The 24,949-nt window shown below is 48.7% G+C and carries 32 protein-coding genes; 7 read left to right on the forward strand and 25 right to left on the reverse strand.

What is annotated here, in order from left to right; all coding sequences use genetic code 11:
- Positions 1-18 precede the first annotated feature (18 nt).
- Genes I8U23_RS04070 through I8U23_RS04090 form a run of 5 tightly spaced genes read right to left on the reverse strand, consistent with a single transcriptional unit; the run spans position 19 to position 4,842 of the window.
- Positions 19-1,554, reverse strand: a complete 1,536-nt coding sequence (locus I8U23_RS04070) for an acyl-CoA carboxylase subunit beta (protein ID WP_037994990.1) — start codon at positions 1,552-1,554, stop codon at positions 19-21.
- 17 nt (positions 1,555-1,571) lie between these two features.
- A complete protein-coding gene (locus I8U23_RS04075) occupies positions 1,572-2,348 on the reverse strand; it encodes an enoyl-CoA hydratase (RefSeq protein ID WP_049720298.1) in 777 nt (258 codons plus the stop codon).
- Entirely contained in the window at positions 2,329-3,258 is a 930-nt protein-coding gene (locus tag I8U23_RS04080; RefSeq protein ID WP_037994992.1) for a hydroxymethylglutaryl-CoA lyase, read from the reverse strand. The genes I8U23_RS04075 and I8U23_RS04080 overlap by 20 nt, the downstream gene beginning before the upstream one ends.
- 29 nt (positions 3,259-3,287) lie before the next feature.
- On the reverse strand, positions 3,288-3,500 hold the full coding sequence (locus tag I8U23_RS04085; protein ID WP_037994995.1) for an acetyl-CoA carboxylase biotin carboxyl carrier protein subunit: 213 nt from the start codon (positions 3,498-3,500) through the stop codon (positions 3,288-3,290).
- 10 nt (positions 3,501-3,510) lie between these two features.
- Positions 3,511-4,842: an acetyl-CoA carboxylase biotin carboxylase subunit gene (locus I8U23_RS04090; RefSeq protein ID WP_037995151.1), complete on the reverse strand. Its 1,332-nt coding sequence runs from the start codon at positions 4,840-4,842 to the stop codon at positions 3,511-3,513.
- 167 nt (positions 4,843-5,009) lie between these two features.
- Between I8U23_RS04090 and I8U23_RS04095 the strand changes: the two genes are divergently transcribed.
- Complete coding sequence (locus I8U23_RS04095) at positions 5,010-5,483, forward strand: N-acetyltransferase (protein WP_049720299.1); 474 nt, start codon at positions 5,010-5,012, stop codon at positions 5,481-5,483.
- A gap of 58 nt (positions 5,484-5,541) precedes the next feature.
- On the opposite strand, the gene I8U23_RS04100 is transcribed toward I8U23_RS04095, so the two are convergent.
- Together I8U23_RS04100 and I8U23_RS04105 are read right to left on the reverse strand one after the other, a co-directional pair.
- Positions 5,542-6,150: an RsfA family transcriptional regulator gene (locus I8U23_RS04100; RefSeq protein WP_037995000.1), complete on the reverse strand. Its 609-nt coding sequence runs from the start codon at positions 6,148-6,150 to the stop codon at positions 5,542-5,544.
- 180 nt (positions 6,151-6,330) lie between these two features.
- Positions 6,331-7,098 carry an enoyl-CoA hydratase/isomerase family protein gene (locus I8U23_RS04105; RefSeq protein ID WP_049720300.1) on the reverse strand — a complete coding sequence of 256 codons (768 nt, stop codon included), beginning with the start codon at positions 7,096-7,098 and terminating at the stop codon, positions 6,331-6,333.
- A gap of 114 nt (positions 7,099-7,212) precedes the next feature.
- On the opposite strand from I8U23_RS04105, the gene I8U23_RS04110 reads away from it, so the two are divergent.
- Complete coding sequence (locus I8U23_RS04110; RefSeq protein WP_037995005.1) at positions 7,213-7,437, forward strand: DUF2626 family protein; 225 nt, start codon at positions 7,213-7,215, stop codon at positions 7,435-7,437.
- Between the two features lie 111 nt (positions 7,438-7,548).
- Here the strand turns inward: I8U23_RS04110 and fabV are convergent, their stop codons facing one another.
- The 8 genes from fabV to I8U23_RS04150 all read right to left on the reverse strand — a co-directional run bounded on the left by fabV (position 7,549) and on the right by I8U23_RS04150 (position 13,699).
- The gene (gene fabV, locus I8U23_RS04115) at positions 7,549-8,748 is read right to left on the reverse strand and encodes an enoyl-ACP reductase FabV (protein ID WP_037995008.1); all 1,200 of its coding nucleotides are present in this window, start codon (positions 8,746-8,748) and stop codon (positions 7,549-7,551) included.
- Between the two features lie 17 nt (positions 8,749-8,765).
- The gene (locus tag I8U23_RS04120; protein WP_037995011.1) at positions 8,766-9,869 is read right to left on the reverse strand and encodes a class I SAM-dependent methyltransferase; all 1,104 of its coding nucleotides are present in this window, start codon (positions 9,867-9,869) and stop codon (positions 8,766-8,768) included.
- Positions 9,870-9,881: 12 nt separating this feature from the next.
- Entirely contained in the window at positions 9,882-10,829 is a 948-nt protein-coding gene (gene cysK / locus I8U23_RS04125) for a cysteine synthase A (RefSeq protein WP_049720301.1), read from the reverse strand.
- Positions 10,802-11,119: a rhodanese-like domain-containing protein gene (locus I8U23_RS04130; protein WP_049720302.1), complete on the reverse strand. Its 318-nt coding sequence runs from the start codon at positions 11,117-11,119 to the stop codon at positions 10,802-10,804. Before I8U23_RS04130 ends, cysK begins: the two co-directional genes overlap by 28 nt.
- Positions 11,120-11,124: 5 nt before the next feature.
- Positions 11,125-11,658, reverse strand: a complete 534-nt coding sequence (gene resA, locus I8U23_RS04135) for a thiol-disulfide oxidoreductase ResA (protein WP_049720303.1) — start codon at positions 11,656-11,658, stop codon at positions 11,125-11,127.
- Between the two features lie 36 nt (positions 11,659-11,694).
- On the reverse strand, positions 11,695-12,399 hold the full coding sequence (locus I8U23_RS04140; RefSeq protein WP_369792448.1) for a cytochrome c biogenesis CcdA family protein: 705 nt from the start codon (positions 12,397-12,399) through the stop codon (positions 11,695-11,697).
- A gap of 16 nt (positions 12,400-12,415) precedes the next feature.
- Positions 12,416-12,988 (reverse strand): TlpA family protein disulfide reductase, encoded by a 573-nt coding sequence (locus tag I8U23_RS04145; protein ID WP_049720304.1) that lies wholly within the window; start codon positions 12,986-12,988, stop codon positions 12,416-12,418.
- A gap of 78 nt (positions 12,989-13,066) precedes the next feature.
- Complete coding sequence (locus I8U23_RS04150) at positions 13,067-13,699, reverse strand: MBL fold metallo-hydrolase (RefSeq protein ID WP_082240647.1); 633 nt, start codon at positions 13,697-13,699, stop codon at positions 13,067-13,069.
- A gap of 132 nt (positions 13,700-13,831) precedes the next feature.
- On the opposite strand from I8U23_RS04150, the gene I8U23_RS04155 reads away from it, so the two are divergent.
- Together I8U23_RS04155 and I8U23_RS04160 are read left to right on the forward strand one after the other, a co-directional pair.
- Entirely contained in the window at positions 13,832-14,389 is a 558-nt protein-coding gene (locus I8U23_RS04155) for a YhcN/YlaJ family sporulation lipoprotein (protein ID WP_082813532.1), read from the forward strand.
- A 144-nt stretch (positions 14,390-14,533) separates the two neighbouring features.
- Complete coding sequence (locus tag I8U23_RS04160; RefSeq protein WP_082240649.1) at positions 14,534-14,698, forward strand: DUF2197 domain-containing protein; 165 nt, start codon at positions 14,534-14,536, stop codon at positions 14,696-14,698.
- Here the strand turns inward: I8U23_RS04160 and I8U23_RS04165 are convergent.
- From I8U23_RS04165 to I8U23_RS04190, 6 genes are all read right to left on the reverse strand, one after another.
- A complete protein-coding gene (locus I8U23_RS04165; protein WP_037995025.1) occupies positions 14,680-14,964 on the reverse strand; it encodes a hypothetical protein in 285 nt (94 codons plus the stop codon). The genes I8U23_RS04160 and I8U23_RS04165 overlap by 19 nt on opposite strands.
- A gap of 18 nt (positions 14,965-14,982) precedes the next feature.
- Complete coding sequence (locus tag I8U23_RS04170; RefSeq protein ID WP_170151240.1) at positions 14,983-15,273, reverse strand: YlaH-like family protein; 291 nt, start codon at positions 15,271-15,273, stop codon at positions 14,983-14,985.
- 15 nt (positions 15,274-15,288) lie between these two features.
- Positions 15,289-16,119 (reverse strand): deoxyribonuclease IV, encoded by an 831-nt coding sequence (locus I8U23_RS04175; RefSeq protein WP_037995029.1) that lies wholly within the window; start codon positions 16,117-16,119, stop codon positions 15,289-15,291.
- A 65-nt stretch (positions 16,120-16,184) separates the two neighbouring features.
- Complete coding sequence (locus I8U23_RS04180; protein ID WP_049720403.1) at positions 16,185-16,922, reverse strand: glycerophosphodiester phosphodiesterase; 738 nt, start codon at positions 16,920-16,922, stop codon at positions 16,185-16,187.
- A gap of 88 nt (positions 16,923-17,010) precedes the next feature.
- Positions 17,011-18,501, reverse strand: coding sequence for a leucyl aminopeptidase (locus I8U23_RS04185; RefSeq protein WP_049720305.1), 1,491 nt, complete (start codon positions 18,499-18,501; stop codon positions 17,011-17,013).
- A gap of 330 nt (positions 18,502-18,831) precedes the next feature.
- Positions 18,832-19,011: a hypothetical protein gene (locus tag I8U23_RS04190; RefSeq protein ID WP_231564588.1), complete on the reverse strand. Its 180-nt coding sequence runs from the start codon at positions 19,009-19,011 to the stop codon at positions 18,832-18,834.
- A gap of 275 nt (positions 19,012-19,286) precedes the next feature.
- Here I8U23_RS04190 and I8U23_RS04195 point away from each other — a divergent pair, with 275 nt between their 5' ends.
- Entirely contained in the window at positions 19,287-19,907 is a 621-nt protein-coding gene (locus tag I8U23_RS04195) for a YktB family protein (RefSeq protein WP_037995034.1), read from the forward strand.
- Between the two features lie 127 nt (positions 19,908-20,034).
- Entirely contained in the window at positions 20,035-21,492 is a 1,458-nt protein-coding gene (locus I8U23_RS04200) for an aminotransferase class I/II-fold pyridoxal phosphate-dependent enzyme (RefSeq protein WP_037995036.1), read from the forward strand.
- A 56-nt stretch (positions 21,493-21,548) separates the two neighbouring features.
- Here I8U23_RS04200 and I8U23_RS04205 read toward each other — a convergent pair whose 3' ends face one another.
- Complete coding sequence (locus tag I8U23_RS04205; protein ID WP_121874250.1) at positions 21,549-21,692, reverse strand: GapA-binding peptide SR1P; 144 nt, start codon at positions 21,690-21,692, stop codon at positions 21,549-21,551.
- A gap of 165 nt (positions 21,693-21,857) precedes the next feature.
- Complete coding sequence (locus tag I8U23_RS04210; RefSeq protein ID WP_037995039.1) at positions 21,858-22,160, reverse strand: DUF3055 domain-containing protein; 303 nt, start codon at positions 22,158-22,160, stop codon at positions 21,858-21,860.
- A gap of 205 nt (positions 22,161-22,365) precedes the next feature.
- On the opposite strand from I8U23_RS04210, the gene I8U23_RS04215 reads away from it, so the two are divergent.
- On the forward strand, positions 22,366-22,782 hold the full coding sequence (locus I8U23_RS04215; protein ID WP_037995041.1) for a DUF1885 family protein: 417 nt from the start codon (positions 22,366-22,368) through the stop codon (positions 22,780-22,782).
- Between the two features lie 53 nt (positions 22,783-22,835).
- On the opposite strand, the gene I8U23_RS04220 is transcribed toward I8U23_RS04215, so the two are convergent.
- Entirely contained in the window at positions 22,836-24,170 is a 1,335-nt protein-coding gene (locus tag I8U23_RS04220; RefSeq protein WP_165489737.1) for a helix-turn-helix domain-containing protein, read from the reverse strand.
- 217 nt (positions 24,171-24,387) lie between these two features.
- Complete coding sequence (locus I8U23_RS04225; RefSeq protein WP_037995045.1) at positions 24,388-24,921, reverse strand: phosphatase PAP2 family protein; 534 nt, start codon at positions 24,919-24,921, stop codon at positions 24,388-24,390.
- Between the last annotated feature and the right edge of the window lie 28 nt (positions 24,922-24,949).

The raw sequence follows: 24,949 nt of genomic DNA on the forward strand, positions 1-24,949 counted from the left end.
TCTATCATAACCTTTTTCTCATACAGGGTAAACGGGATGTTTCCGTTGGCTGAATTGAAGCTGTTTGCTCGCATAAGCCTCGAAGCGCCGGCTTAATTCCGTCCGCAATTCATCCGGCTCCACAATGCCGTCAATCACCATTTCGCCGGCCAGACGGTAAATATCGATGTCTTGCTTGTATTCTTCCCGCTTTTCCATGACAAAACGGGTTCTCTCCGGTTCTTCCAACTCCCGGATTTTGTTGCTGTACACCGCGTTGACAGCCGCTTCCGGCCCCATCACGGCAATTTGTGCCGTCGGGAGGGCCAGGCAACAATCCGGTTCAAAGGCCGGGCCGGCCATGGCATACAATCCGGCGCCATATGCTTTCCGGACAATGACCGAGATTTTGGGCACGCTCGCCTCCGAAACGGCGGAAATCATCTTTGCTCCGTGCCGGATAATCCCGGCCCGCTCCACTTGCGTCCCGACCATGAAACCGGGGACGTCCGCCAAAAACAACAACGGAATATGGAAAGCATCACATAAGTTAATGAAACGGGTTGCTTTGTCCGCCGAGTCCACAAACAAAACCCCGCCTTTGACCTTTGACTGGTTTGCCACAATCCCGACAACCTGCCCGTCAATCCGAGACAATCCGGTGATCAATTCTTTGGCAAACAAGCTTTTGATCTCAAAGAACGACCCTTCATCCACCAGGCTTTCAATCACTTCCATCATGTCAAAAGGAGTGTTTTGGTGATCCGGGACAATTTCCGAAACGGGACGCGCCTTTGGGGACGGTTCCTTCGCTTCAACAGGCTCCGGGCTTGTCTGGTAGTTGGCCGGGAAATAACTTAAATACTTTCGTGCGGATTGAATCGCTTCTTCCTCCGACGAAACCAGCACATCCCCGCATCCACTCACGGTACAGTGCATCCGCGCTCCGCCCATTTCTTCCAGGGAAACTTTTTCCCCGATCACCATTTCCGCCATGCGCGGGGAACCCAAGTACATGCTCGCGTTTTTGTCCACCATGATCACAATATCGCAAAAAGCGGGGATATAAGCTCCGCCGGCCGCTGAAGGCCCGAACAAAAGACAGACTTGCGGAACCATTCCGGACATTTTTACCTGGTTGTAAAAAATGCGGCCCGCTCCCCTCCGGCCGGGAAACATTTCAATTTGGTCCGTAATCCGGGCACCGGCCGAGTCCACCAGGTAAATCATGGGGACTTTCAATTTCATGGCCGTCTCCTGAATTCGTATGATTTTTTCCACGGTCCGCGCTCCCCAGGAACCGGCTTTCACAGTGGAGTCATTGGCCATAACGCAAACCGTTTGGCCGTTGACCTTTCCAATCGCCGTCACCACACCGTCCGCCGGGAGATCACCGGCCATGAAGTTGGCAAACAACCCGTCTTCCAATTGAAACTCGTCATCAAACAACCGTTTCAATCGATCCCGCACGAAAAGCTTGTTTTGTTGCTTCAGCTTTTCATGATATTTGGGGGCACCCCCTTTTTGCACGGTTTCTTTGTTTTTGCGCAATTGCCCGACAACGGATTCTTTCACAAACCATCCCTCCCGGTTTATTCCCCGGTATAGCGGGGTTTTCTTTTTTCTTCAAATGCTTTGAGCCCTTCCTGCCGGTCTTTTGTCGGAATCAGCGTTTCATAAGCCGATGTTTCCAGAGCCAGCCCGGTCATGAGATCAGTCTCCAATCCGCGATCAATGGCCAGCTTGGCCTGCCGGACCGCAAGCGGTGCATTTTCTCCGATTCGTCCGGCCAACCGGCAAGCCGTCTCCAAAGCTTTTCCTTTCTCCGTCACTTCATTGACGAGACCCCGTTTTTCCGCTTCGGATGCGGTGATTTTTTGTGCCGTGAATATCCATTCCTTTGCCTTTGCTTTTCCGACCAACCGTGGAAGGCGCTGTGTCCCCCCTGCTCCCGGAATGATCCCGAGCGACGTTTCCGTCAGCCCCATCACCGCATGTTGTTCGGCAATCCGGATATCACAGGCCAAAGCCAGTTCCGTCCCGCCCCCGAAAGCGAACCCGTTGATGGCGGCAATGACGGGCTGCGGCATTTGTTCGATGCGGGTGAAGGTATCCCGAATCAACCGGATAAAACGGCGAACCTCCCTGTCATCCATCGTGCGGCGCTCCTTGAGGTCGGCTCCCGCGCAAAAAGCTTTTTCTCCGGCTCCGGTAATAATCACGGCCCGTGCCTTCGGATGATCGGTCAACGTTTCAATCGCCGACTGCAATGCCTGAAGTGCCGGCATGTTCAGGGCATTGTGTACTTCAGGACGGTTGATCGTGACAATGGCCGTATGCTCTTTCCACTCAGTGACCACCGGTGCCATCTTCATTCCCTCCCCCGCTTTCTTTTTTCTTGGCCACATAACTTTGCAACACTTTGGAGGGCAACGTTTTTCCCAAATACTTCTGCACATACAGGCTGGTTTCACACAGCCGGTCCAGATCGATTCCCGGGTCGATACCTTGCCTCTTCAGCATGTAAACCAGGTCTTCGGTGGCCAGATTCCCCGCCGCTCCCGGTGCGTACGGACAACCGCCCAAGCCGCCGAAGGAAGTATCCAGGGTGTGAATTCCTTCTTCCAGACAAACATAGGCGTTGGCCAATCCGGTCCCGCGGGTGTCATGGAAGTGACCGGCCAGTTTCGAAGCTGGAACCGCTGTCAAAAGGTCTTTCAACCGTTTTTTCACTTCAAGAGGCGCGGCAACCCCGATCGTATCGCCCAATGAAATTTCGTAAACCCCCATATCCAGAAGCTGTTCACAAATGTGAACCACGTTTTGAAGCGGAACATCCCCTTCATACGGACATCCGAAGACGGTGGAAACGTACCCCCGCACCCTCTTCCCATGTTGGTGTGCGAGTTGAACCACTTCCCTTAAAACCGGAATCGTGTCCCGGATGCTTTTATTGATATTCTTCCGATTATGGCTTTCGCTCGCGGACAAAAACACGGCATACTCATCGACGCGGGTGTCAAGGGCTCGCTTCAACCCCCGCAGATTCGGAACGAGCGCTCGATAGGTCACCGGCAAACGGGGAAGACCGGAAGCCAACCGATCGGCATCGGACAATTGGGGAATCCATTTGGGATGGACAAACGAAGTCACTTCCAGATGCTTTACCCCCGATTGAAACAAGCGCTCGATAAGTTCCTGCTTCACTTCGGTTGCCAACGTGACGGGCTCGTTTTGCAACCCGTCCCTCAAGCCGACTTCCACAATTTTGACATCCACTTGGATTACGCCACCTCGGATCAGAGTTTTTAAGAAAGCTCGATCAAAACATCTCCGTCACTGACAAAGGAACCGGATTCCACCTTGATTTCTTTGACAACGCCAGAATATTCCGACTGTACCGGCACTTCCATTTTCATCGATTCCAAAATCACCACATCCTGTCCGGCCTCCACTTTGTCCCCCACGGCCACCAATACTTGCATGACGGTTCCCGCCATGGTCGCTTCCACTTTGGCCATTTGACTCACCTCATTTTAAAATGTTTTGGATCAATTTCGTATCATAATTCCCTTGCTGAAACAGTTCGCTCTCCAACACGCTTTTTAAGAGCGGAAGATTGGTTTGGATCCCCTCCACCTTACACTTTCGCAAAGCTTCTCCGGCTTTTTCCAACACTTCCGCCCGACTGCAACCGCTTACAATCAACTTGGCAATCATGGGATCATAAAAGGGCGAAACCACGTTTCCTTCCTGAATCCCCGTATCCACGCGCACACCTTCTCCTTCGGGAAAAGAGAGTCGGGTCACTTTACCCGGCGAAGGCAAAAAACGTTTCGGATCCTCAGCATAGATGCGAAACTCCATGGCATGGCCCCGGCACGAAATTTCCTCCTGCTTTAGCGGCAAGCAATTTCCTTCCGCCAGCCGGATTTGCCAGTCCACAAAATCAACACCGGTGATGGCTTCCGTGACAGGATGTTCCACCTGCAAGCGCGTGTTCATTTCCAAAAAATAAAATTGTTCGGATGCATCCACCAAAAATTCAACCGTGCCCACTCCGGTAAACTGTGCCGCTTTGGCTGCTTGGACCGCCGCTTTTCTCAATTTTTCGCGGGTGGATTCATGAATGGACGGCGATAATCCCTCTTCGATCACTTTTTGATTCCGTCTTTGCACCGAGCACTCTCTTTCATACAAATGAACCACATTTCCGTGTTGGTCTGCGGCAATTTGGACTTCGATGTGCCTTGCAGGAGAGATCACTTTTTCGATAAACAAACCGTCATGGCCAAAATAAGCCTTGGCCCGGCTTTTCAGCGATTGAAAATGCTTTTTCAGCTCTTCTTCACTCAAACAAACTCGCATCCCGATTCCGCCCCCGCCGGCGCTTGCTTTGACCAAAACCGGATAACCCATTTCCCCGGCCACGGCGACGGCGTCATCCGGGCGGGACAAACCGTCGGAGCCCGGAATGACCGGAATTCCCGCTTTTTTCATGGTTTTTCTGGCCACGACTTTATCGCCCATCCGCGAAATGACGGAAGGATCCGATCCGATCCAAATCAGCCCGTTGGCTTGCACTTTTTCGGCAAACACGGCATTTTCCGATAAAAAGCCGTAACCCGGATGAATCGCATCCGCCTTGGTTTGAAAAGCGGCATCCAAGATCGCTTCCATATTCAGATAGCTTTTGGGAACCGGGGGTGGACCGATGCAGACGGCTTCATCCGCCATCCGGACAAACGGCATTTCCTGATCCGCTTCGGAAAAGACCGCCACGGTTTTTAACCCTTTTTCCCGGCACGTTCGGATGATACGGCAGGCGATTTCTCCCCGGTTTGCAACAAGTACCTTTTTTATCGACATAATTCACCTCTTTATTCTAAAATAAATATAATCATTATTAATGATTATATTTTAAATTGTTCTACAAAAACGGTTTTTACTCCTTCTCAAATAAATCAAAGTTTTGTGGTAAAATAGGGGGAACAAGAATAAAAATCTTAAAAATTCAGGGGGCAGGAACCATGAATGCTTTAAAAGTCGAAAGATTGAAAATTAATTATAAAACATTCGAGGAATTCCAACAATTCCATGAGTTCGGACTTCCGGAATTATCCATGTTGGAAGATCTGCAAGAGAATATGGTGGAAAACAACAGCCATTCCCCTTTTTACGGCATATACCAAGATGGAAAACTGGCGGCCAGAATCAGCTTATACCGGGTGGATGCCAAATATGACCGCTATTTTTCACCCGCTCAGGATTATTATGAAATTTGGAAGTTGGAAGTGTTACCCCCGTTTCGCCGACAAGGCATGGGAAAAGCGCTGGTCTCCTACGCCAAAAGTTTGGGATTGCCGGTCAAAACCAATGCCCGCTGCCGGACGGATGAATTTTGGAAAAAAATGGGCTTCACCCCCGTCAAATACCACCCGGAACGCGACCGCGGCGAAAGTCCCTATGTCTGGTTGCCGGAAGGGGTCGCTTTAAAAGATTGAGGGATTTTCACACCCATAAACGGAAAGACCCACATGTTTCAATATGCGGGTCTTTTTTTTACTTGTCGATCTGCTCCAGGGATTCTTCCCCCGGTTTGAACCGGCTCTTGTCTTGCAATTCCCCATCCCCTTGAATCGCCAGCTTGCGGGCTCTCTCCATGATTTGCACCAGGGTGCGGTAATCATCATTGACAAGACGGTAATCGCTCTTTACATCATTCAGTTGTTCTTTCATCTCTTGGTTTTCTTTTTCCAGCTTCCGGATCTGGTTTTCCCGTTCCTTCAATTCCTTTTCCAATTGTTGTTGTTGCCTTTGCAGTTCACTCACTTCCGTTTTATATTGACGCAAAAAGCGGATGATCTTATCGATGGACTGAACCATGTTTTCGGAAGACAAAGAATCCGGCCGGAAACGGTAACCGGTTTTGCCCCGTTCCTGTAACTTTTTTTGCCGCTGTTGCTTGGCGATTTGAATGGCGGATTCGTACTTTTTGCGTACCGTGCTGTTCCATCGGAATCCGCAAGCAGCCGGGGTTCTTCCCAACTTCTCGGCCACTTCCTCAAACGCGGATAATTGTGTTCCTCCTTCCCGGATATGCCTTAAAGTCACTTCCGCCAAAATCATGTCATCGTCAGGAGTCCAAGCATCCTGGCGTTTCACTGCCATAAACCGTACCTCCTATCCCTCTTAAGCCCCTCTCACACAAGGTCAACTTCCTTATCCTTACTATATGCAATTGATATAAATCATAGTATATGGATCTACTAATTTTTATTACCATCCGAATGTAGAAGTATACCCCAGCAGGGCGAAATAAAAGAAATCGAAGTTACGGTTTTCCTTTGTTCATTTCGTGCGGGTACGCTTTAAAAAATCGGAAACCGCCCGATGGTGACTCTCGCTTTCCCACAAAGCGGCACAATTTTCCGCCTCTTGATGCAAAAGCTCCGCAGTGTCTTTGCCCTCCCGGACTGCTTTGGCAAGCAATTTATATCGGGCAGTGACTTCCGGAGAACCTTTCACCAGGGAATCAACAAACCGCTTGACTTCATCCCAAAACCGGTCACGCTCCCATACCCGATCAACCAGTCCCGTCTCAAAAGCCTCTCTTGCCTCCATCACTTTTCCGGACAACAAAACCGGCAAGGCCCGTCCCGGTCCGATTTTTTTCATCAACCGGCTGGCGCCTCCCCACCCGGAAGTAATATGCAAATTCACCTGGATCATCCCGAACCGTGCCGAATCCGAAGACACACAAAGGTCGCAGCTGGTGGCAAACTCACACCCGCCTCCCACGGCAGGCCCCTCCACCGCCGCAATCGAAAGCAAATGCGACTGGTAAATCCGTTCCAGGCATTTTCCCATCCGCAACATGACGGGCCGGATTTCTTCCGTTTTGGTCATTTGGTGAAATTCCCCCACATCGCCTCCGGATAAAAAAGCTTTCTCATCGCCGTAAAATACAACCGCCTGCAATTGTTCATCCTTTTCCCATTCATTCCATACGGACTCCAACTCTTCCATCATCTTCTGATTCACTGCATTTCGGACTTCCGGCCGGTGAAAACGGATCCATCCGGTTTTCCCCGTTTTTTTCACTTGAATTGTCTCCATCATGGAACATCCTTTCTTCATTGCTTGATAGCCGCATGACACTGAGGGTATAATAAATCTGTCATCGTCTTCTGAGATCTCAACGTATCAGGGTACATAGAAAGGAGTGGGACCATGGACCGCATGTTTCGTGTTCTCGGTTTCTGGGCTTTTGCGATCGCCCTCATGTTCCTGGCTGGCCAAATGTACATCCCGGCCTTCCTTTTCATCGCGCAAACCATCCTCTTCACGGTATTGGGTTACATGCGTTTCACGGAAAAAACATATATGTATCTGTTTGGTGGTTATATGTTTATTTCCTTTATCGGTATGGTTGGGTATGCCACTTTCATGATGTAATATTTACGAAAAGATTGCAAAGCGTTTTCACTTTAAAAAACCTCATCCCGGCGGCTCTTTTCTTTGTGGTGAAAGCAAAAGAAAAGAGCCGTCTTTTTTGACGGCTCTTTTTCATGCTTCATCGATACTTGGAATGTTCACGGCCGGATCCACTTCTTGATCATAGTCGACGCCCTCTGTTTCAAAACCAAACAGCTGGAAGAAATCGCGGCGATATCCTTCAATATCCGAAATTTCTTCCAAAGTGGCGCTGTCGATCAACTCCCACTGCTCCATCACCGCCTGCTGCACTTCCGGCATCATTTCCAAATCATCAATCCGGATGCGCCCTTTTTCATCCACGGGCACTTCTCCGCCTTGGTAAAGTCTTTCCGAAAAGAGACGGTACATTTGCATGATGCAGTCTTCGTGCAACCCTTTTTCTTTCATCACTTTGTACAAGATGGAAATGTAAAGCGGAACAATCGGAATCGCGGCACTGGATTGCGTCACCAGGGCTTTATTGACAGACACAAATGCCCGTCCGCCCAAGTCTTTCAGTTTTGCGTCCAGTTCATGAGCGGTTTTTTCCAAATGGTCTTTGGCTTTTCCGACGGTCCCTTCCCGGTAAATGGGGAAAGTCAATTCCGGACCGATATAGGAATAGGCAATGGTGGTGACGCCTTCTGCCAACACATCCGCTTCTTTCAAAGCGTCCATCCACATCTGCCAATCTTCCCCGCCCATGACTTGAATGGTGTCATGAACCTCTTCGTCGGTGGCCGGTTCAATCGTCATTTCGGACACGTTTCCGCTGTGGAAATCCACCGCTTTGTTGCTAAAGGGTTTTCCGATCGGTTTCAAAACGGAATGGAAGGTCTCTCCCGTTTCCGGATGGACTCGCCGGGGGGCCGCCAGGCTGTAAACCACCATATCCACTTTGCCCCCCAAACGGTTTTTGATCTTTTGGATCGTTTGTTCTTTGATCTCTTTGCTGAATGCATCCCCGTTTATGCTCTCTGCCACCAATCCGGCTTTACGGGCTTCTTTCTCAAAAGCCGCCGTGTTGTACCAGCCTGCCGTGGCCGTCCGGTTTTTCACACTGGGTTTTTCAAAAAACACCCCGATGGTGTCGGCTCCGCAACCAAAAGCCGCCACTATCCTCGAAGCCAGTCCGTAACCGGTTGAAGAACCGATAACCAGCACTTTTTTCGGCCCGTCAATTTTGGGCCTGCTTTTGACATAATCGATTTGATTTTGCACTTGCTTCGCACAACCGTCCGGATGGGCCGTTGTGCAGATAAAGCCGCGAAATTTCGGTTTAATGATCATCTTTCATCCTCTTTCATTCATTTTTTTTCACCAGTGGATTTGGTCTGGATGAGCACTTGGAATGCTTCGCCCATGGTTTCGGGATGAATGAGCTGCTTGATGGCCCGAAGCCGCTTTGCATCCTCGCCAAACGGATCCCTCCCGGGGGATTCAGGCAGCCAGTCAAACACGCCCGCCTCAATCAAAAACCGGGACTGGGACCATAACTGCTCCCCCGTAAACCCGGCCTCCCGGCCCCATTCGATCAAATGGGAAAAATTCACGTCATATGTAAGATCCTTTTCACCCGGATCCGAATAGAAATCATGGCAAACCCGATGCGCTTGATAGGCGCGGATGGTTTTTCCCTTTTGCAGTAATTGTTCGCCGGTCCCGCCATAGTCAATGGTAACCAGCACTCCTTGCTCCATCCAGCCGGCAATTTCCTGCAGCCAGTCACGCGCCGCCAGACAGATTTCCATCTCTTGGCCTTCTTTTAATTTCATAAGCCAACTTTCCATTTGTTGACGGACGGGACTGTCTTCAGACAAAGGAATCCACTTTTCCTTCAAATAAGGCTTCCGGTTCATGGTGGTCACAAACGCCTCAGTCCATCTGCCCTGATCTTTTTTTATCCGATGAACCGGAAAAGCGTCAACCAGCTCGTTGCTGTAAATAAATGAGAAAGGCCGTGCAGGAATGTCGCTCAAGCGGTTGACGGTCCGAAAACCGACCGGGGACGAGGCGAAACGTTCTTCCAGCAAACGGCGATGATACGGGCTGGTTTCGATTAAGTAAAATGAGATCTCTTCCGGGGAAAAACCCTGCTCCATCAAACCTTGCGCAAACTGTTCGGCAATGCGGCCGTCACCGGCTCCCCATTCAACAATCGTCCAACGGGACCGGATTTGGTTTCTTTTCAGCCAGTCTGCAAAAAAACGGCTGAGCACCTTGCCAAACAGGTCACCCACGTGCGCGTTGGTGAAAAAATCACCCTTTTTCCCCAATTTGGTCTGTTCTTTTGCGTAATAACCCCATACCGGATGATACAACGCCTGTTCCATAAACCGGGGAAACCCGATGGCACGGAGGCGGGTCGATTCAATTTCTTGAATCAACCCGTCCAAGAGAGAATTACTCATGACAAGCTCCCCTTATGAGAAATCAAACACATTGGCGCTCAGGTACCGTTCGCCGGTATCCGGAGCCATGCAAACCACTTTCTTGCCTTTTCCCAACCGCTTCGCCACTTGCAGAGCCGTCCACACCGATGCTCCTGATGAAGGGCCGACCAGCAGGGCTTCTTGGCTGGCCAACTTGCGTGTGGTTTCAATGGCGTCTTCATCACTGACATGAAAAATTTCATCATAAATGGACTGATTCAACACCGGCGGGATAAACCCGGGGCTTGTCCCCGGAATTTGGTGCGGTCCGGGTTTGCCGCCCGCCAGGACGGGGGAGTTTTCGGGTTCGACCACCGCAATAAATAAATCCGGCAAATGAGATTTTAAATATTCTCCGGTTCCCGTAATGGTTCCTCCCGTACCGGCCGTTGCCACAAATGCATCGATCTTTCCTTCCATCTTCTCCAAGATTTCCGGTCCGGTCGTGTTGCGGTGAACTTCCGGATTGGCCTCATTTTGGAACTGATAAGGCATGAAGGAATTCGGAATTTCTTTGGCCAGTTCTTCCGCTTTCTTAATTGCCCCGGGCATCCTTTCCCTGCCCGGTGTCAACACCACTTTGGCCCCGTAGCCTTTTAAGAGTTTAATCCGTTCCTGGCTCATATTGTCCGGCATAACCAAAATGGTTTCATAGTTGCGCGCGGCACCGACCAGTGCCAATCCGATTCCGGTGTTGCCGCTGGTGGGCTCAATAATGGTTGCCCCCGGTTTTAAGACTCCCCGTTTTTCCGCATCCAGGATCAAGTTCAGCGCCGTGCGGTCTTTGACGCTTCCACCGGGATTAAATTTTTCCAGCTTCACATACACATCCGCCCAGTCCGGCTGAACCAGACGGTTTAATTTGACCATCGGGGTCCGGCCCACCAATTCCAAAATATTTTCCGCAACGCTTACTCTTTGCTGACGGGTCCGTTCCATTCCAACATTCCACCTTTTAAATTAAACAATTGTTCAAAACCTTTTTGGGACAAAACCTCTGCCGCGATCACACTCCGCCGGCCGCTCCGGCAAACCAGCAAGATCGGTTTGTCTTTGGCATGTTCCAATTCATGAAAACGGTTTTCCATTTCATCATATGGAATGTGGGCCGCTCCGGGAATATGCCCTTCTTGATATTCTTCATCCGTGCGCACATCCACCACCACATATTGCTCCGGGTCAAAAGCCTTGCTTAATTCTTTGGCTTCAATATCCTGATATTTGCTCACACCGGTCACTCCTTTGGTAAAATGGGTAAAATATGAATGCGAAGTTGGTCAAGGTTCAAGGGACCTTCCACTATCTTGCGGATTTTTCCCTCTTTATCAATGAAAAAAGAGCTCGGAATCGGAACAATGCCGTAAAGCTCAGTGACTTCACGATTTCGGTCCAACAAAACCGGAAAATTCAATTGATATTGCTCCACAAAAGAAGAAACAGCCACATCGGTTTCCGCAATATTGACGGCCAACACCTCAAACCCCTGGTCTTTGTACTGGTCATAAGCATTTTGCAGCGCCGGCATTTCTGTGCGGCAAGGTTCACACCATGTCCCCCAGAAATTGAGTAAAACGGCTTTTCCCCGGTAATCGCTCAGCTGCACCGTTTTCCCGTCCAATGTCGTCAGGGTAAAGTTGGGTGCCGGTTCTCCTTCCTGCAATCTGCTTTTTGAATCCTGGGTCACGGCCTGATATAAAGCATAACCAATTAAAACCACCATCACAAGAAACAAGATGCGCCGCACCCAGTACCTCGTTTTTTTGTCCATGGCCTCACCCGACTTTCTAATCCAATGTACCTCAAATCAAAATCCTTGAAAACCTGTGACTTTTGCCAGCCAGGCGGTGAAAACCGTCATCTGATCAGTATATAACAAAACCCCCAGCAAAACCATCAATGCCCCGCCGGCCTTCATCAATTTTTCCGAATACCGCAAAATCCAACGGGTTTTTCCCATGAAAAATGCCATCAGCAAAAATGGAATCGAAAATCCTAAAATATAAGCCGTCACATAAACAAATCTCATTTCCGGATTCAAAGCCGTAAGCGTGATGATGGCGGCAAAGATCGGGCCGATGCAGGGGGTCCATCCGGCGGAAAAACCGATCCCCACGGCCAGCGAACCCAAATAGCTGACATTTTTTTTGGACACCTGCCATTTATACTCACGCATTAAAAAAGCGGGCCGAAAAATCCCCAGCATAAACAAACCCATCGCCACAATGAGAACGGCCCCCAGCATCCGAATCAGATCCTGGTATTCTTTAAAATAAGCGCCAAACCAGCTTGCGCTGAATCCAATGGCATAAAAAATCATGGAAAAACCGATAAGAAAAAAAACGGTATGCAACATGACTTCCCGCATCCGGCGTTTTTCCTTCAGCTGGTTGACTGAAATTCCCGTGATGTAGGAAAGATAGGACGGATACAGCGGCAAAGAGCACGGAGAGACAAAGGAAAGCACCCCCGCTCCAAAAGCCAACCACCAGCTGACTTGCTCAACCATGATTTCTTCCCTCCCTTTTTCATTGCATCAGTTCTTGCACCGCAGAAAAAAGCTGTTTTTCCGAAACGGCCCCCATAAAGTGATGGGTGATTTTTCCGTTTTCATTGATGATAAACGTGGCGGGAATGCTGAACAATTGATATTGGTCCACACCGACCACCGTCCCGTTCCGGTCCCGGTCAAGGGCGACCGGAAACGTGTACCGGTGGTTGTCAAGATAAGGTTTGACATCGCTTTCATCGCGCTCCATCGCGGTTTCATTCACCATGATCACATTGATCTTTTCGCCGTATGTTTCATGCAATTTTTGGAAATAAGGCATCTCCTCCTTGCATGGCGGGCACCAGGTAGCCCAGAAATTCACGACGGTCGGTTTCCCCTGGTTTTGATATAACTCCACTTCTTCACCGGATAAGACGGGCAACTTAAAATTGGGCGCACAAAATCCTTGTGCCGGTTTGGGTTCCCCTTGGCACACCACCCGGTTCATCACGGAAGTCGAATTTCCTTTTGGTTTGTCAACGGCCATGAAGACGGCTCCTGCCACCGCTGCAGCCAAAACCGCGGCAATAACGGTTTGTCGCTTGTTCATTGCAAACACCCTTTGATGATGGACTCATTGCTTCGTTGTCCAAAGTATATGTCAACGGCCGGATTCTTTAAACCTTATTTACAGCATTCCGGTCACAAACGGATTATGCATCTGTTCCCTCCCGATCGTGGTTTCCGGTCCGTGTCCGCACAAAACACGGGTTTCTTCGGGAAACTCCATGATGATGTCGTGAATGGTGCGCATCAGGGTCTCGTGATCCCCTCCCGGCAAATCCGTTCGCCCGATGGAGTCTTGAAACAAGACATCACCGCTCAATAAAAGGGAATCCACCACATAAGTCACACTGCCCGGCGAATGGCCCGGCGTATGTATCACTTCCCATGATTTTCCGAGCAAAGTCAGCACCTCTTTGCCTTTCAGCAAATGGTCCGCCGGTTTCGCTTGCACTTTCGGCAACCCGAAAAACGAGGAGCCGTTCAGATCCGGATTGGTCAGCCAATCCGCTTCCGCCTCATGGACATAGACCGGAGCCCCGGTCAATGAACGAACCTCTTCCAGCCCGCCGATATGGTCAAAATGAGCGTGCGTCAACAGCACCGCTTCAATCTTGAGTTCCAATTCCTGAATCCGTTCAACCAATGGTGCCGGTTCCATGCCCGGGTCAATCACCACACCGCGTTTTTCATCCGGAAGATAAAGCAACCAAGTGTTGACCATCACCGGCCCCAATACAAAAGATTCCACCTTCATCTTCTCACCCCATCTCATTCATCGGATTTATGCTCATTCTACACTGAAAATGCGCTTTTCAGCAAAACGGTACATGGAAGTTCCGTTTTCGGACAAAATAAACACAAATATACGGAAAGGAAGTGGGACCGGATGAACACACTTCTGAAAACCATCAGCGGTCTTGCCGGCCTTGTCTTGATTCTTTCGGCTTGTTCGCAAAAAAATGAACCTCCGGCGGACAATGCATCGCCTTCACCCAATCAGCCACCGCAAACTGTGAAAGTCAGGCAGACCGCTCCGAACGAAAAGAAAGACCAGTCGTCCCAGGCCGTTGCAAACCGCCTGGTGACCATTGCTCAAAACGTCCCGAACGTCAAAGGGGCCTCCGCCATCGTGCTTGGCAAATACACCATTGTCGGGGTGGACCTGGATCCGACCCTGGACCGGGGAAGAACCGGCACCATCAAATATACGGTGGCCCAAGCCCTGAAAGAAGATCCGCAAGGAGCCAATGCACTGGTCACCGCGGACCCCGACATCACACAGCGGATCCGGGAACTGAATGAAGATCTTCAAAACGGCCGTCCGGTTCAAGGAGTGATGGAAGAACTGGCCGAAATCGCAGCCCGTATCGTTCCGCAACCTTCCAGGGAAACCGAGAAAAACGAACACCCCCCCTCGAAGGAAGATCAACAGCGGCTGAAATAAAAAAGCAAACATCGGGATTTTCCCATGTTTGCTTTTCTTCTTTTTCTTTTGTTAATCAATTGATCAAACTTGTTTGCCTTCCGCTTTCATAAAATATAGTATACTAGAAAATAGCCTATTTGATCCGTTAAAGGAAGATGCCTCATGAAAGTGATTTGCATTTTGTGTGACCAAGTTTTCCGTCCGGACCCGCTCACAGAGAAAAAAATCAAAAAGCATCCGCACCGGATTCAAATTTGTCCGCAATGTCACGAACGAATCACCAAACAAGTGACGGAACGGAAAAAAAATCAATCTTCAAAGACTTGATTGTACTTTGGTTCCGCCATGATGTCGCGGAGCAATTGTTCCGCCGTGTCTTTTGGGAAAATCTCCTCTTTTTCTTCTCCATCCACCTGATAACAAACCACATACCGGTCTTTTTCTTTTCTCTTTTCCAAATTTTCCACGCGGTGATCTTCCCGCAACATTTCCTCAAAAAACTGCACGGTGTCCCGTGCAGAACGATCGCTGGGCCTTGCATCCTGAACCACTTGAATTTGCAGCCAGTTAAACAGAGCATCCTTGAGTTGCATGGTCATCTCTCCCTGATTTCATGCCATTTTTTCGTCTTGTTCTTTCTTTCGCACCAGATAAAGCCGCAACCGCGTCACTGCAATCAACACCACCGTGACCAGCAGCGCGGGAACGATGGGCAGTCCCATCAGATGAAAAAGGGCGAGCAGCCAACAGCCGACAGCCAAAGTAATGTAAACCAACACCGTTTTTAACACGGGCAGCCGGACCGCAAATGCCGTTTTGTAAATCACGGCCGTTAACACCAAAATCACGAGATAAATGCCTGAAATCGGTAAAGAATTCAACCAGTTATTGAGCCATGCCAACATCTTACACCCCTTTTATCCTTTCAATTGATGGAGATATTTCATCTCTTCACTGTATTCTTGTTCATCCTCCACCGGCGTTTCCAGAACCACGGGCAATCCTTCAAAACGGGGTTCTTTCAGAAACAGCGACAAGGCTTTTTCCCCGATTTCCCCTTTGCCGATTTTTTCATGCCGGTCCTTCCGGCTTCCGGCCGGGGCTTTGCTGTCATTAAAGTGAATCGCCACCAAATTTTCAAGATACTTCGTCTTTTCCATTTCGTTCACAAGATCTGAAAAGGTTTCTTCCGTCCAGATCCCGGCGGCAAACCCGTGACATGTGTCAAAACAGAATCCGATTTTCTCCGGCGCATCGGTGGCTTCCCGAATGTCGACAAGCTCCTGAATCGTAAGTCCCAATTCGCTGCCTTGCCCGGCGGTGTTTTCCAGCAGCAGCTTGGTGTTTCCTTCATAATCCGCCAAAATTTTATTCAGTGTCTCCACCATTCTTTCACGACCGTACTCTTCCCCTTCCCCCACATGTTTTCCGCAATGAACCACCGCTCCGACAGCGCCGTAAGCTTCGGCAATCATTAAATCTTCCTTGATGGAACGAATGGTCACTTCATGAAGATCCGGTTTGGGGGTGGACAAATTGGTGATATAAGGTGTATGGCAAACCAACGAAATGCCGTGCTCTTCACAAAATCGCCTTCCCCGCCCGGCATCCGTGTGATTTAATTTTTTGGGGCGTAAGCCACGCGGATTTTTCGTAAACACCTGAAACGAATCCGCTCCCAATTCGCGGGCTTTTTGCGCAGCTTTGTAAAAACCTTTGGCAACGCTGATATGACAACCGATTTTCATGGACTTCTCCTCCTGTAAAGACAAAAAGCGCCTGAGGTAAAGGCGCCGTTCACGTTCATATTTTATCACTTTTCCTTTGGCGATAGCAACTTTCTCATCCGGTCCGGATAGTTGGTGATCACTGCGTCCGCCCCGGCATCCATCAACCGTTTCATCTCTTTTTCCTCATTCACCGTATACGGACGGACCCGGATTCCATGCCGGTGACAACCGTCAATCATCCCGGTGGTGACGGCCAGATGATGCGGATGAACCGCATCCACCCCCAGATACTTTGCATACACCCAAGGATCGACCATGCCGCAGGCGTAAAGCGCACCGGTTTGCATGCCGGGACGGGCTTGTTTCACAGCCAACAGCGACTCATGCCGGAAAGAAGAGAGAATGACCCGGCCCTGCACGTGAAACCGCTCCACTTCTGCAATCACTTTCTGTTCCAATCCGGGATACCGGATGATGCCGTTTTTCAGCTCGATGTTGATCTCAACAGGAACCCCTTCGAGCCTTTCCAGCACTTCACCCAATGTGGGAACGGGTTCGTTTTGAAAGGATGGATGAAACCAACTTCCATTATCCAGTTGTTTCAGCTCTGCCAGCGTCATGTCTTTGATCCATCCGGTTCCGTCGGTGGTCCTGTCCACTTTTTCATCATGCATCACAATCACATGCCCGTCGCGGCTTAAATGCACATCCAACTCCACGCCGTCCGCCTTGGCTTCCACGGCTTTTTCAAAGGCAGACAACGTATTTTCCGGAGCCGCCCCCGAAAAGCCCCGGTGGGCAAACACTTTGGTCAAACTCACCGATTCCACCCACAATACTTTCGTTCTTTCCTGTTGATTTCCACACGCCGCTTTGGCATTCCTTGTCAATTCGGGAAAAAAGATGCCCTCATCCCAACCGGACGGCGAGTTGGATCAACGTGCGCGTCATCACGCCGGTTGCCCCTTTGACGAATATCCCTTTTTCTTTGGGGGATTCAACCGTTCCGCCGATATCCAAATGGACAAACGGGGTGTCTCCGGCAAAAGCTTTTAAAAACATGCCCCCCTGGATGGCTCCGGCCGGAAAACCTCCTTCATTTTTCAAGTCGGCAATATCGCTTTTCAGATATTCATCATATTCTTCGTACAGCGGAAGCTCCCACACCTTTTCCCCCGCGATGCGTGCAGCTGCTTTCACTTCCTCTGCCCACTTCTCATCATTACTCATCAAACCGGTCACCTCATAGCCCAACGCCACTTGGACCGCCCCGGTTAACGTCGCAACATCAACAATCCGGGTCACTCCCAACCGTTTCGCATAAGCGATCGCATCAGCCAACACCACTCTGCCTTCCGCATCGGTATGTTGGATTTCAACCGTTTTGCCGCTAAAAGTGGAAATCACATCGCCGGGACGGTATGCTTTCGGACCCACTCCGTTTTCGCACACCGGAATGACAGCGCATACATTAAAGTGCGGCTGCAATTCACCGATGGCATCCATCGCCGCCAAGACCGCTGCCCCCCCGGCCATGTCGTCTTTCATTTCCCCCATCAAGCGTGCCGGTTTAATTTGCAATCCGCCGGAGTCGAAAGTGATTCCTTTTCCAATCAGCCCCAGAACTTCCTGGCTGTCCGGCGCGCCTTGATACGTCAGCACAAGCATGTACGGATCATGGGCTCCGGCTTGTGCCACACTCAATAACCCGTACATCCCCAGCTCCTCCAACCGGCCGGTGGTGATGATATCAGCTTTCAAATTGCGTTTTTCGGCGATTTGTCTTGCTTCTTCGGCCAATTGGTCCGGAGTCATGCGGTTGCCCGGTTCATGTACCAGATAACGGGCGTAATTGGTGGCCTTGGAAAAGATTTGGCCGCGTTGTTTTCCGGCTTCAAACGCCGATTCCCGGAGCGTTGCGTCGGAAATCCACACAGCGTTGATTTTCTTTTTCGATTGCTCTTGTTTATAGGTGTGATGCTCATAAGTACCCAATTCCATGCCTTCAACGACCGATTGTACGACATCAACCGGATTGTACCTTTCAATGACAATGGAAGGACAACCGATTCCCAAACTGTCAATGCCTTTCTTTTTGGCGGTGCGGGCCACGGCCGCCACGGCATCTTTAAACGCCGGCAAATCCAGTTTGCCCTCTTTGCCCAAACCGACGACAAAGACACGACCGGACGGAATTTTCCCCCAATTGTGAAGAGTCGTAATCTCACCGAACTTTCCGGTGATTTCCCCCAGCGAAATGAGATTGGAAATCCGAAAACCGAGTGCTTCATCGATTTCCCGGGTAACGCCCAGCAAAGATTCGCGCTTTTGAAAATGAAAAACCACAATCGCATCCGCAGACAATGAAGCAAGCGGTTCTCTCGTCAATTTCCATTCCATTCAAACGCCTCCCCAAATCGGTTTCTGGATGTCTTAAATTAAAAGTGCATTATCTCTGTAAAAATTCTTGCATGTAACAGTTTCGACAAAATCAGACCCGTTTCCTGTCTTGGATAAATAGACGAAATTGTTTTATAACAGACACAACTAAGCATCAAGCGGATTGAAATATGAATATATACAATATATATACTTATATACATCTTTGGCATGTTTGTTCTTTCGCCGGTTTTCGCACGATCAATAATTCTCATCCCTTTTAATTTTTATAATATTTAAATAATTTATCGCCATAAATAAGAGACCCACGTGAGCGGGTCCGGATGTAGATCATAACGCTTCCAGCATCATCATCTCTTTTCTGATTTCCTCCAGTCGCGCTTTGCATTGGTCGATTTTATGGGGATGGTTTTCTTTGAGAGCATCGTACAGGTTTAACAGCTCATAATCCAACTCCATTCTCAACACCAGGATCCTTTCTTCCGCATCCCGACAACGGTAAGCCTTCATCAAATCCTCCATGGTTCCGCTACACCCCTTATTTTTTAATCGGGTATCTTAGGATGCCTGCCATCTTGTTGCTTGGCTACAGCATTGCCTGTTTTTCAAGAAATAAACCTGCCCGGAAAAACGTTTTGTCCCTTCGAAATCTCCGGTTCTGATTTTCTATAATCTATGCTTAAAAACTTGCAAACGGAACGACACTTGACAAAGTGGATGATTTTCAGAATGGAACTGCCTTGTGGTAAGATAGTGATCAAAACGGAAAAGGGTGGTGAAAATCGATGGCAATTCCTTCATTTACGGAAGAAGATTTTGCTGTCTTTCAAGTAAACGGCCTTGAAGAACGCATGGGAGAGTTAAAGAAACGGATCCGGCCGAAGTTTGAAAGCATCGGGGAACAAATTACTCCGTTTCTTGAGCAAATGATCGGAGAACCGTTTTATCTGCATATTGCAAAACATGCCCGCCGGACCGTGAATCCGCCGGATGAAACTTGGATGGCCTGGGCCGCCAACAAACGCGGGTATAAAGCCCATCCGCATTTTCAACTGGGAATCCGCGACACGCATCTTTTCATCTGGTTTGCTTTGATTTATGAATGCGGACGCAAACCAAGTTTTGCCCGCAACCTTCGTATGCAATTGGACGAGATCTGGCCGGCGATTCCTGACCACTTCCACATTTCGGAAGATCACACCGTTCCTGAAACCACTCCCAAAAAGGATTGGGATGTGGAAAAAGGGCTGGACCGGCTGGAAAAGGTGAAAAAAGCCGAGTTTTTGTGCGGAATTCTCATCCCCCGGGATGAAGCGGTTTCCCTAAAAGGTAAAGACATCATCCAACGTAGCGAATCGGTCTTTCAAACGCTTTATCCTTTGTACCGGTTGGCAGTTTCTTCCTGACCTTGGTTCTTGCCTGCAATCCTGAGGGTTTTGCAGGTTTTTTTATGGATTTTTTTCTTTTGTTTAAGAATGCTTTTTGTTATACTAACGGTCGTGCATGATTTACTCGAAAAGGCAGGCAACAGCAATGAACCAAAGACAATATCAAACACCACTGTTTTCCAAGCTGATTGAACACTCACAAAAAAATCCATTGCAATTCCACATCCCCGGCCATAAAAAAGGGCAGGGAATGGATCCGGAATTTCGCCAGTTTGTCGGGTCGAACATCCTGTCGATCGACCTCATTAACATAGAGCCGTTGGATGATTTGCATCTTCCCAAGGGGGCGATCAAGGAAGCTCAGGAGCTGGCTGCCGAAGCTTTCGGGGCCGACCATACCTTCTTTTCCGTTCAGGGAACCAGCGGAGCAATCATGAGCATGGTGATGTCCGTCGTCCATCCGGGGGAAAAAATTATTGTGCCGAGAAACGTGCACAAATCAGTGATTACAGCCATTATTCTGGCCGGTGCTTACCCGGTTTTTGTCCACCCGGAAATGGATGAGCGGTTGGGAATCGCCCACGGCATCACCGCCAGTCAGGTTCAAAAAGCGTTGAACCGACATCCGGATGCCAAAGCGGTGCTGGTCATCAATCCCACTTATTACGGAATCGCCGGAAATCTGCGCGAAATTGTCGAGGTTGTCCACCGGCACGGCATTCCCGTCTTGGTGGATGAAGCACACGGCGTGCTCACCCATTTTCATGACCGGTTACCTTTGTCAGCTATGGATGCCGGTGCGGACATGGCCGCAACCAGTGTCCACAAATTGGGCGGATCGCTCACGCAAAGCTCGGTGCTCAACTTACGGGAAGGACTGGTCAATCCCCACCGGGTGCAATCCATTATCAGCATGTTGACGACCACCTCCACTTCCTATCCCTTGCTGGCATCCCTTGATACCGCCCGCCGTTATCTGGCCGTAAACGGTAGTGATATCATTGAACAAACATTATATTGGGCCGATACGGCACGAAAACGGATCAATGAAATCCCCGGGCTGCATTGCATCGGGAGAGAATGGCTGGGAAGCGATGCATTATATGACATCGATGAAACCAAACTGCTCATCCATTTAAAACATTTGGGCATCACCGGATATGATGCAGAAAAATGGTTGCGGGAACATCATCGCATTGAAGTCGAATTGAGCGATTTATACAACATTTTGTGTCTGGTCACGCCGGGCGACAGCGAAGAAACGATTCTTCCGTTAATAGATGCCCTTCAGGATTTATCCGATCATTTTTATCAGCCTGGACGTTCCAATCATGTTCCCATTCAAACCCCGGAAATTCCGGAACTGGTTTTGTCGCCGCGCGAGGCGTTTTACAGCCCGACGGTGTCGGTTCCGCTGGAAGAAGCCGCCGGAAGAATCAGTGCCGAATTCATCATGATTTATCCGCCCGGGATCCCTGTTTTTGCGCCGGGTGAACGGATCACGGAAGAAAACATCGACTATATCAAAGAGCACATCCACGCCGGATTGCCTGTCAAAGGAACGGAAGATCCGAACGTAAAAATGATCCGGGTGATTGAATAAAAAAGAGGCCGCTTGATGCGGCCTTTTTTTATACCCACCTTTGTCCTTCTTTATCTTTAAGCCACGCCTTCCACTTGTTTTTCAGACGATTTGGACGGATGATCTTCGCAACCTTGGCAGGAACCGTACAAGGTGCCTGCTTTTTCTGATTCGACATAAGCAATCACTTTGTCGCAGGTTTGGCATACGATGACTTCCAACACAGGAACCCCCTCCAATAACATCTCATAAAGAGTGAAAACGATTCAATTATGATGTATTAATAGTATATTATGATATACTAATTTTGTCAAAGGAGAGGATGGGATGTCATATTCTTCATTTTTCCATTAAAAAAGAGCAAATCCGGAGACTTGCTCTTTCTGTCAATATTCCCGTTCGGCCTGGTTCCCCAATGCCGGGAGACAGCTTTTCAAAAAGATCGAAACTTCTCTCGCTTCATCCATGGATCGGAGATGGAAAATTCTTTTCAAATAATCTAAATTTTCGGCGTCTTCTAAAGAAAGCAACGAGGAGCGTCCCGTCTGCATACAAACCACTAACGGCTTTCCAAAGAACAGATTGGTGTAGACGATGCCATAATCATAACGGCCGTTATCCGAAATAAAACCGACAAATCGCACTTTGGCCTTTTCTGCCTCGTCATACAAACGTTCATAAAGGCTCATCTTATCTCCTCCTCGCTTTAATTTAGAAGAATATCATTTCAAACGCGAATCCTAAAATACAGAAGATAAATAATATATACCCGTATATTATCATGCTCAAACATAAATTTATTGATCAAGCCAACAAAACATCAAACAATTTGATGAAATATTCATACACATGTTAATATAACGAAAGAAGTATTGATATGAAGGAGCGATCGCCGTGAGTAAAAGCGCATACATAAAACTGGTTCCCGGTTCCAAACAAGAAACCATTGATTTGGACGGGGTCAAACAATTGCTCGACACCTACTGCGAAATGACCGGTCTGACGGGAAAACAATTGGGGTGGTCTTATGAAGCGGCGGCTTTTCCTTATGAGGTGAGCCACGAGGAGCAAGACGGCATTTCTTATCTATACCTCAAAGGCAAAAGCCCGGATAAATATAACGGCTTAATCATTGGAACAAGCAAGGAAGAAGCGTCGGGCGTCCATTATATCCAAATTGTTCTTCCTGCCAATGCATCCCACGGGGACCTTGCCAAAGGAAATGAGTTTTCCAAGTTTTTTGCCAAACAGTTAAAGGGAGAACTCCACTTGTTTAACGGCCGGGTCATGTATTACAACAACCGGAAATAATTTTTTTCCTCCACCTGTTTGTCCCTTCAGGTGGAGGAAAACGGTTAAAACAATCAATGGACGGACAATTCTTTTTCTTGTTCCACGGCCATCTCGATTTTGTAAAGCTCGGTCACATACTCCTGAAACTTGTTGAGATCCACCCGTTCATAACACTGTGCCAGTTTTAAAATGATTTTGTGTTCCTCCTCCCGGTCGCCTTCCTTTCCCGCCAACTCCCGCGCTTTTTCATAATACAAAATGGCTTCTTGATATCTGGCTTGTTGCAGGTAGCAATCGCCCAAAGCCATGTACGTTTCCCGGCTCACTTCCGTCTGCCGGGATCGTTCGCAACCCAAAGCGGCTTCTTTCAAGACTTCCTCCGCTTCGCTCCATCGGTTTTGCCCCAAATAACTGAGGCCCAGGTGCGTTTGCCCCCGGATTTTTAACAGATCGTTTTTCAGTCTTTCCTGCAGGCTCAATACCGTCAGGAAACAGTCTTCGGCCTCTTCCCATTTTTTGATCAACAAATACACCTTTCCCATCAATTGCCATAACCTGCACGCTTTTCCCGCTTTCCCGTTGATCCGCGCCAGTTCGATTCCTTGGATGGCATACCGGATGGCCTCGTCATGCAACTTCAACTTCATTAACACCTTGATGCGAACCATGTATAATTCCAACACAGTATCAACGCTCTCAATGCAGCTGATCTCCTTCCAGAATTTTTCGATTTGGCGCAACGCTTCTTCCAGACGGTTGGCTTCATTCAGATAGATGATGCGTGAAACCTGCAAAAGATATTTGTAATGGCTCCGTTGTCCCTCTTCCTTAAAGTGGCTGATTCCTTCCTCGATATAGCTTAATGCTTGATTCCATTCTCTGTTTTCATAAGCAATGCGGCTTAATTCATGGTAACTGGCTGCTTTGATGTTGGTCATGGAACGGTCTTCCCGTTGTTCCATGATCCGGATCGCTTCCAGAAAGTAGTTTTTGGCCTTCACCCAGTTTTTCTTCTTTAAATAAATTTTCCCCCGCAAATAATGAATCATGCCGGCCAGCTTATGATTGGCGGGCACATCCAATTTGCGAAGCCGTTCCAATCCCTTGTCCGGATTCATCAAATCCACCATGCTCTCGATGGCGGTCAACTTTAAAACCATTTGCTCTTCTTCTTGTTTTTCTTTGGCCAACAAATCATGGGCCCGATCCAGATTCACATTTAACTTTTCCGCAATATACCGCACTTTTTCTTCATTGACATAAGTAATCCCCCGTTCGATATTGCTGATCGTGGAAGGAGAGATGAAATCGTCGGCCAGATCTTCCAGCCTCAGTCCCAATTCCTTTCTCCTTTTTCGGAGCAATTCCCCGATTTGAATTGGATGAATATAGTCCACGTTCTTCACCATCCCTGACACCTGATCAAATTTCACCACATATGTAACACTATATAAAATTTTCAGCTAATTTTTATGTCATGACGGGGTAAAGCACCCAAACATCCCCTGAAGAAAGAAAAAACCCCAACATTTTATGGGGTAATTAAATATTTAGATACGCTTATTCTACCATATTTTTTTGAAAAGAAAAAAGAATGAATCAAAAAAAGGAAATTCTCTCCCTTTATATCCTCTCAAATAGATTGACCACGATGAAAGCAAAACTGCTTCCCAAGAAGGTTCCGATCAACACATCGGTCGGATAATGCAAAGCCAGATACATGCGGGAGAATCCAATGATCATGGCATATGGAATCAAAATCATCATCATGACGGACGAATGAAGGGCAAACGTCATGGCAATGGAAAAAGCGGCTGTGGTATGGCCGGAAGGAAAAGAATAATCCGTCAGCGGATTTGGAAATGTGTGCAAATGCGTTAATTTCAGATAAGGGCGGATTCTTGGCTTATACTTTTTCAAAAACCGGACGGCCAAATGGCTTGTCCCCAGCGCAATCAATGCCTCCAACGCCCATCCTTTCACCGGCTTGGGCATAAAAAGAAGCCAGCCCAACAAAAAAACGATGGTCGCCGTGGCCCCTCCCAAATGGGTCACCCGGGGCATGAGCCAATCCAACAAACGACACTTGAAATGGCAATTCACCAGTTGGATCAAAAATTGATCCGATCGGGACAACCAGGATGTCAAACTTTTCATCAGACCTCACCTCCGTCTGTCTCAGCAC

It is taken from the genome of Thermoactinomyces sp. CICC 10735, assembly GCF_016055175.1.
In the GTDB taxonomy this organism is placed as follows: domain Bacteria; phylum Bacillota; class Bacilli; order Thermoactinomycetales; family Thermoactinomycetaceae; genus Thermoactinomyces; species Thermoactinomyces vulgaris.

Coding starts and splice junctions, on each gene's coding strand:
- I8U23_RS04200 (WP_037995036.1), top strand. CDS start 20,035: ATGAACCAAAGACAATATCAAACACCACTGTTTTCCAAGCTGATTGAA.
- I8U23_RS04160 (WP_082240649.1), top strand. CDS start 14,534: ATGAAAGTGATTTGCATTTTGTGTGACCAAGTTTTCCGTCCGGACCCG.
- I8U23_RS04195 (WP_037995034.1), top strand. CDS start 19,287: ATGGCAATTCCTTCATTTACGGAAGAAGATTTTGCTGTCTTTCAAGTA.
- cysK (WP_049720301.1), bottom strand. CDS start 10,829: ATGGAACGGACCCGTCAGCAAAGAGTAAGCGTTGCGGAAAATATTTTG.
- I8U23_RS04185 (WP_049720305.1), bottom strand. CDS start 18,501: ATGGAATGGAAATTGACGAGAGAACCGCTTGCTTCATTGTCTGCGGAT.
- I8U23_RS04085 (WP_037994995.1), bottom strand. CDS start 3,500: ATGGCCAAAGTGGAAGCGACCATGGCGGGAACCGTCATGCAAGTATTG.
- I8U23_RS04210 (WP_037995039.1), bottom strand. CDS start 22,160: ATGAGCCTTTATGAACGTTTGTATGACGAGGCAGAAAAGGCCAAAGTG.
- I8U23_RS04225 (WP_037995045.1), bottom strand. CDS start 24,921: ATGAAAAGTTTGACATCCTGGTTGTCCCGATCGGATCAATTTTTGATC.
- resA (WP_049720303.1), bottom strand. CDS start 11,658: ATGGACAAAAAAACGAGGTACTGGGTGCGGCGCATCTTGTTTCTTGTG.
- I8U23_RS04150 (WP_082240647.1), bottom strand. CDS start 13,699: ATGAAGGTGGAATCTTTTGTATTGGGGCCGGTGATGGTCAACACTTGG.
- I8U23_RS04155 (WP_082813532.1), top strand. CDS start 13,832: ATGAACACACTTCTGAAAACCATCAGCGGTCTTGCCGGCCTTGTCTTG.
- I8U23_RS04095 (WP_049720299.1), top strand. CDS start 5,010: ATGAATGCTTTAAAAGTCGAAAGATTGAAAATTAATTATAAAACATTC.
- I8U23_RS04110 (WP_037995005.1), top strand. CDS start 7,213: ATGGACCGCATGTTTCGTGTTCTCGGTTTCTGGGCTTTTGCGATCGCC.
- I8U23_RS04175 (WP_037995029.1), bottom strand. CDS start 16,119: ATGAAAATCGGTTGTCATATCAGCGTTGCCAAAGGTTTTTACAAAGCT.
- I8U23_RS04165 (WP_037995025.1), bottom strand. CDS start 14,964: ATGCAACTCAAGGATGCTCTGTTTAACTGGCTGCAAATTCAAGTGGTT.
- I8U23_RS04100 (WP_037995000.1), bottom strand. CDS start 6,150: ATGGCAGTGAAACGCCAGGATGCTTGGACTCCTGACGATGACATGATT.
- I8U23_RS04075 (WP_049720298.1), bottom strand. CDS start 2,348: ATGGCACCGGTGGTCACTGAGTGGAAAGAGCATACGGCCATTGTCACG.
- fabV (WP_037995008.1), bottom strand. CDS start 8,748: ATGATCATTAAACCGAAATTTCGCGGCTTTATCTGCACAACGGCCCAT.
- I8U23_RS04105 (WP_049720300.1), bottom strand. CDS start 7,098: ATGGAGACAATTCAAGTGAAAAAAACGGGGAAAACCGGATGGATCCGT.
- I8U23_RS04145 (WP_049720304.1), bottom strand. CDS start 12,988: ATGAACAAGCGACAAACCGTTATTGCCGCGGTTTTGGCTGCAGCGGTG.
- I8U23_RS04120 (WP_037995011.1), bottom strand. CDS start 9,869: ATGAGTAATTCTCTCTTGGACGGGTTGATTCAAGAAATTGAATCGACC.
- I8U23_RS04190 (WP_231564588.1), bottom strand. CDS start 19,011: ATGAAGGCTTACCGTTGTCGGGATGCGGAAGAAAGGATCCTGGTGTTG.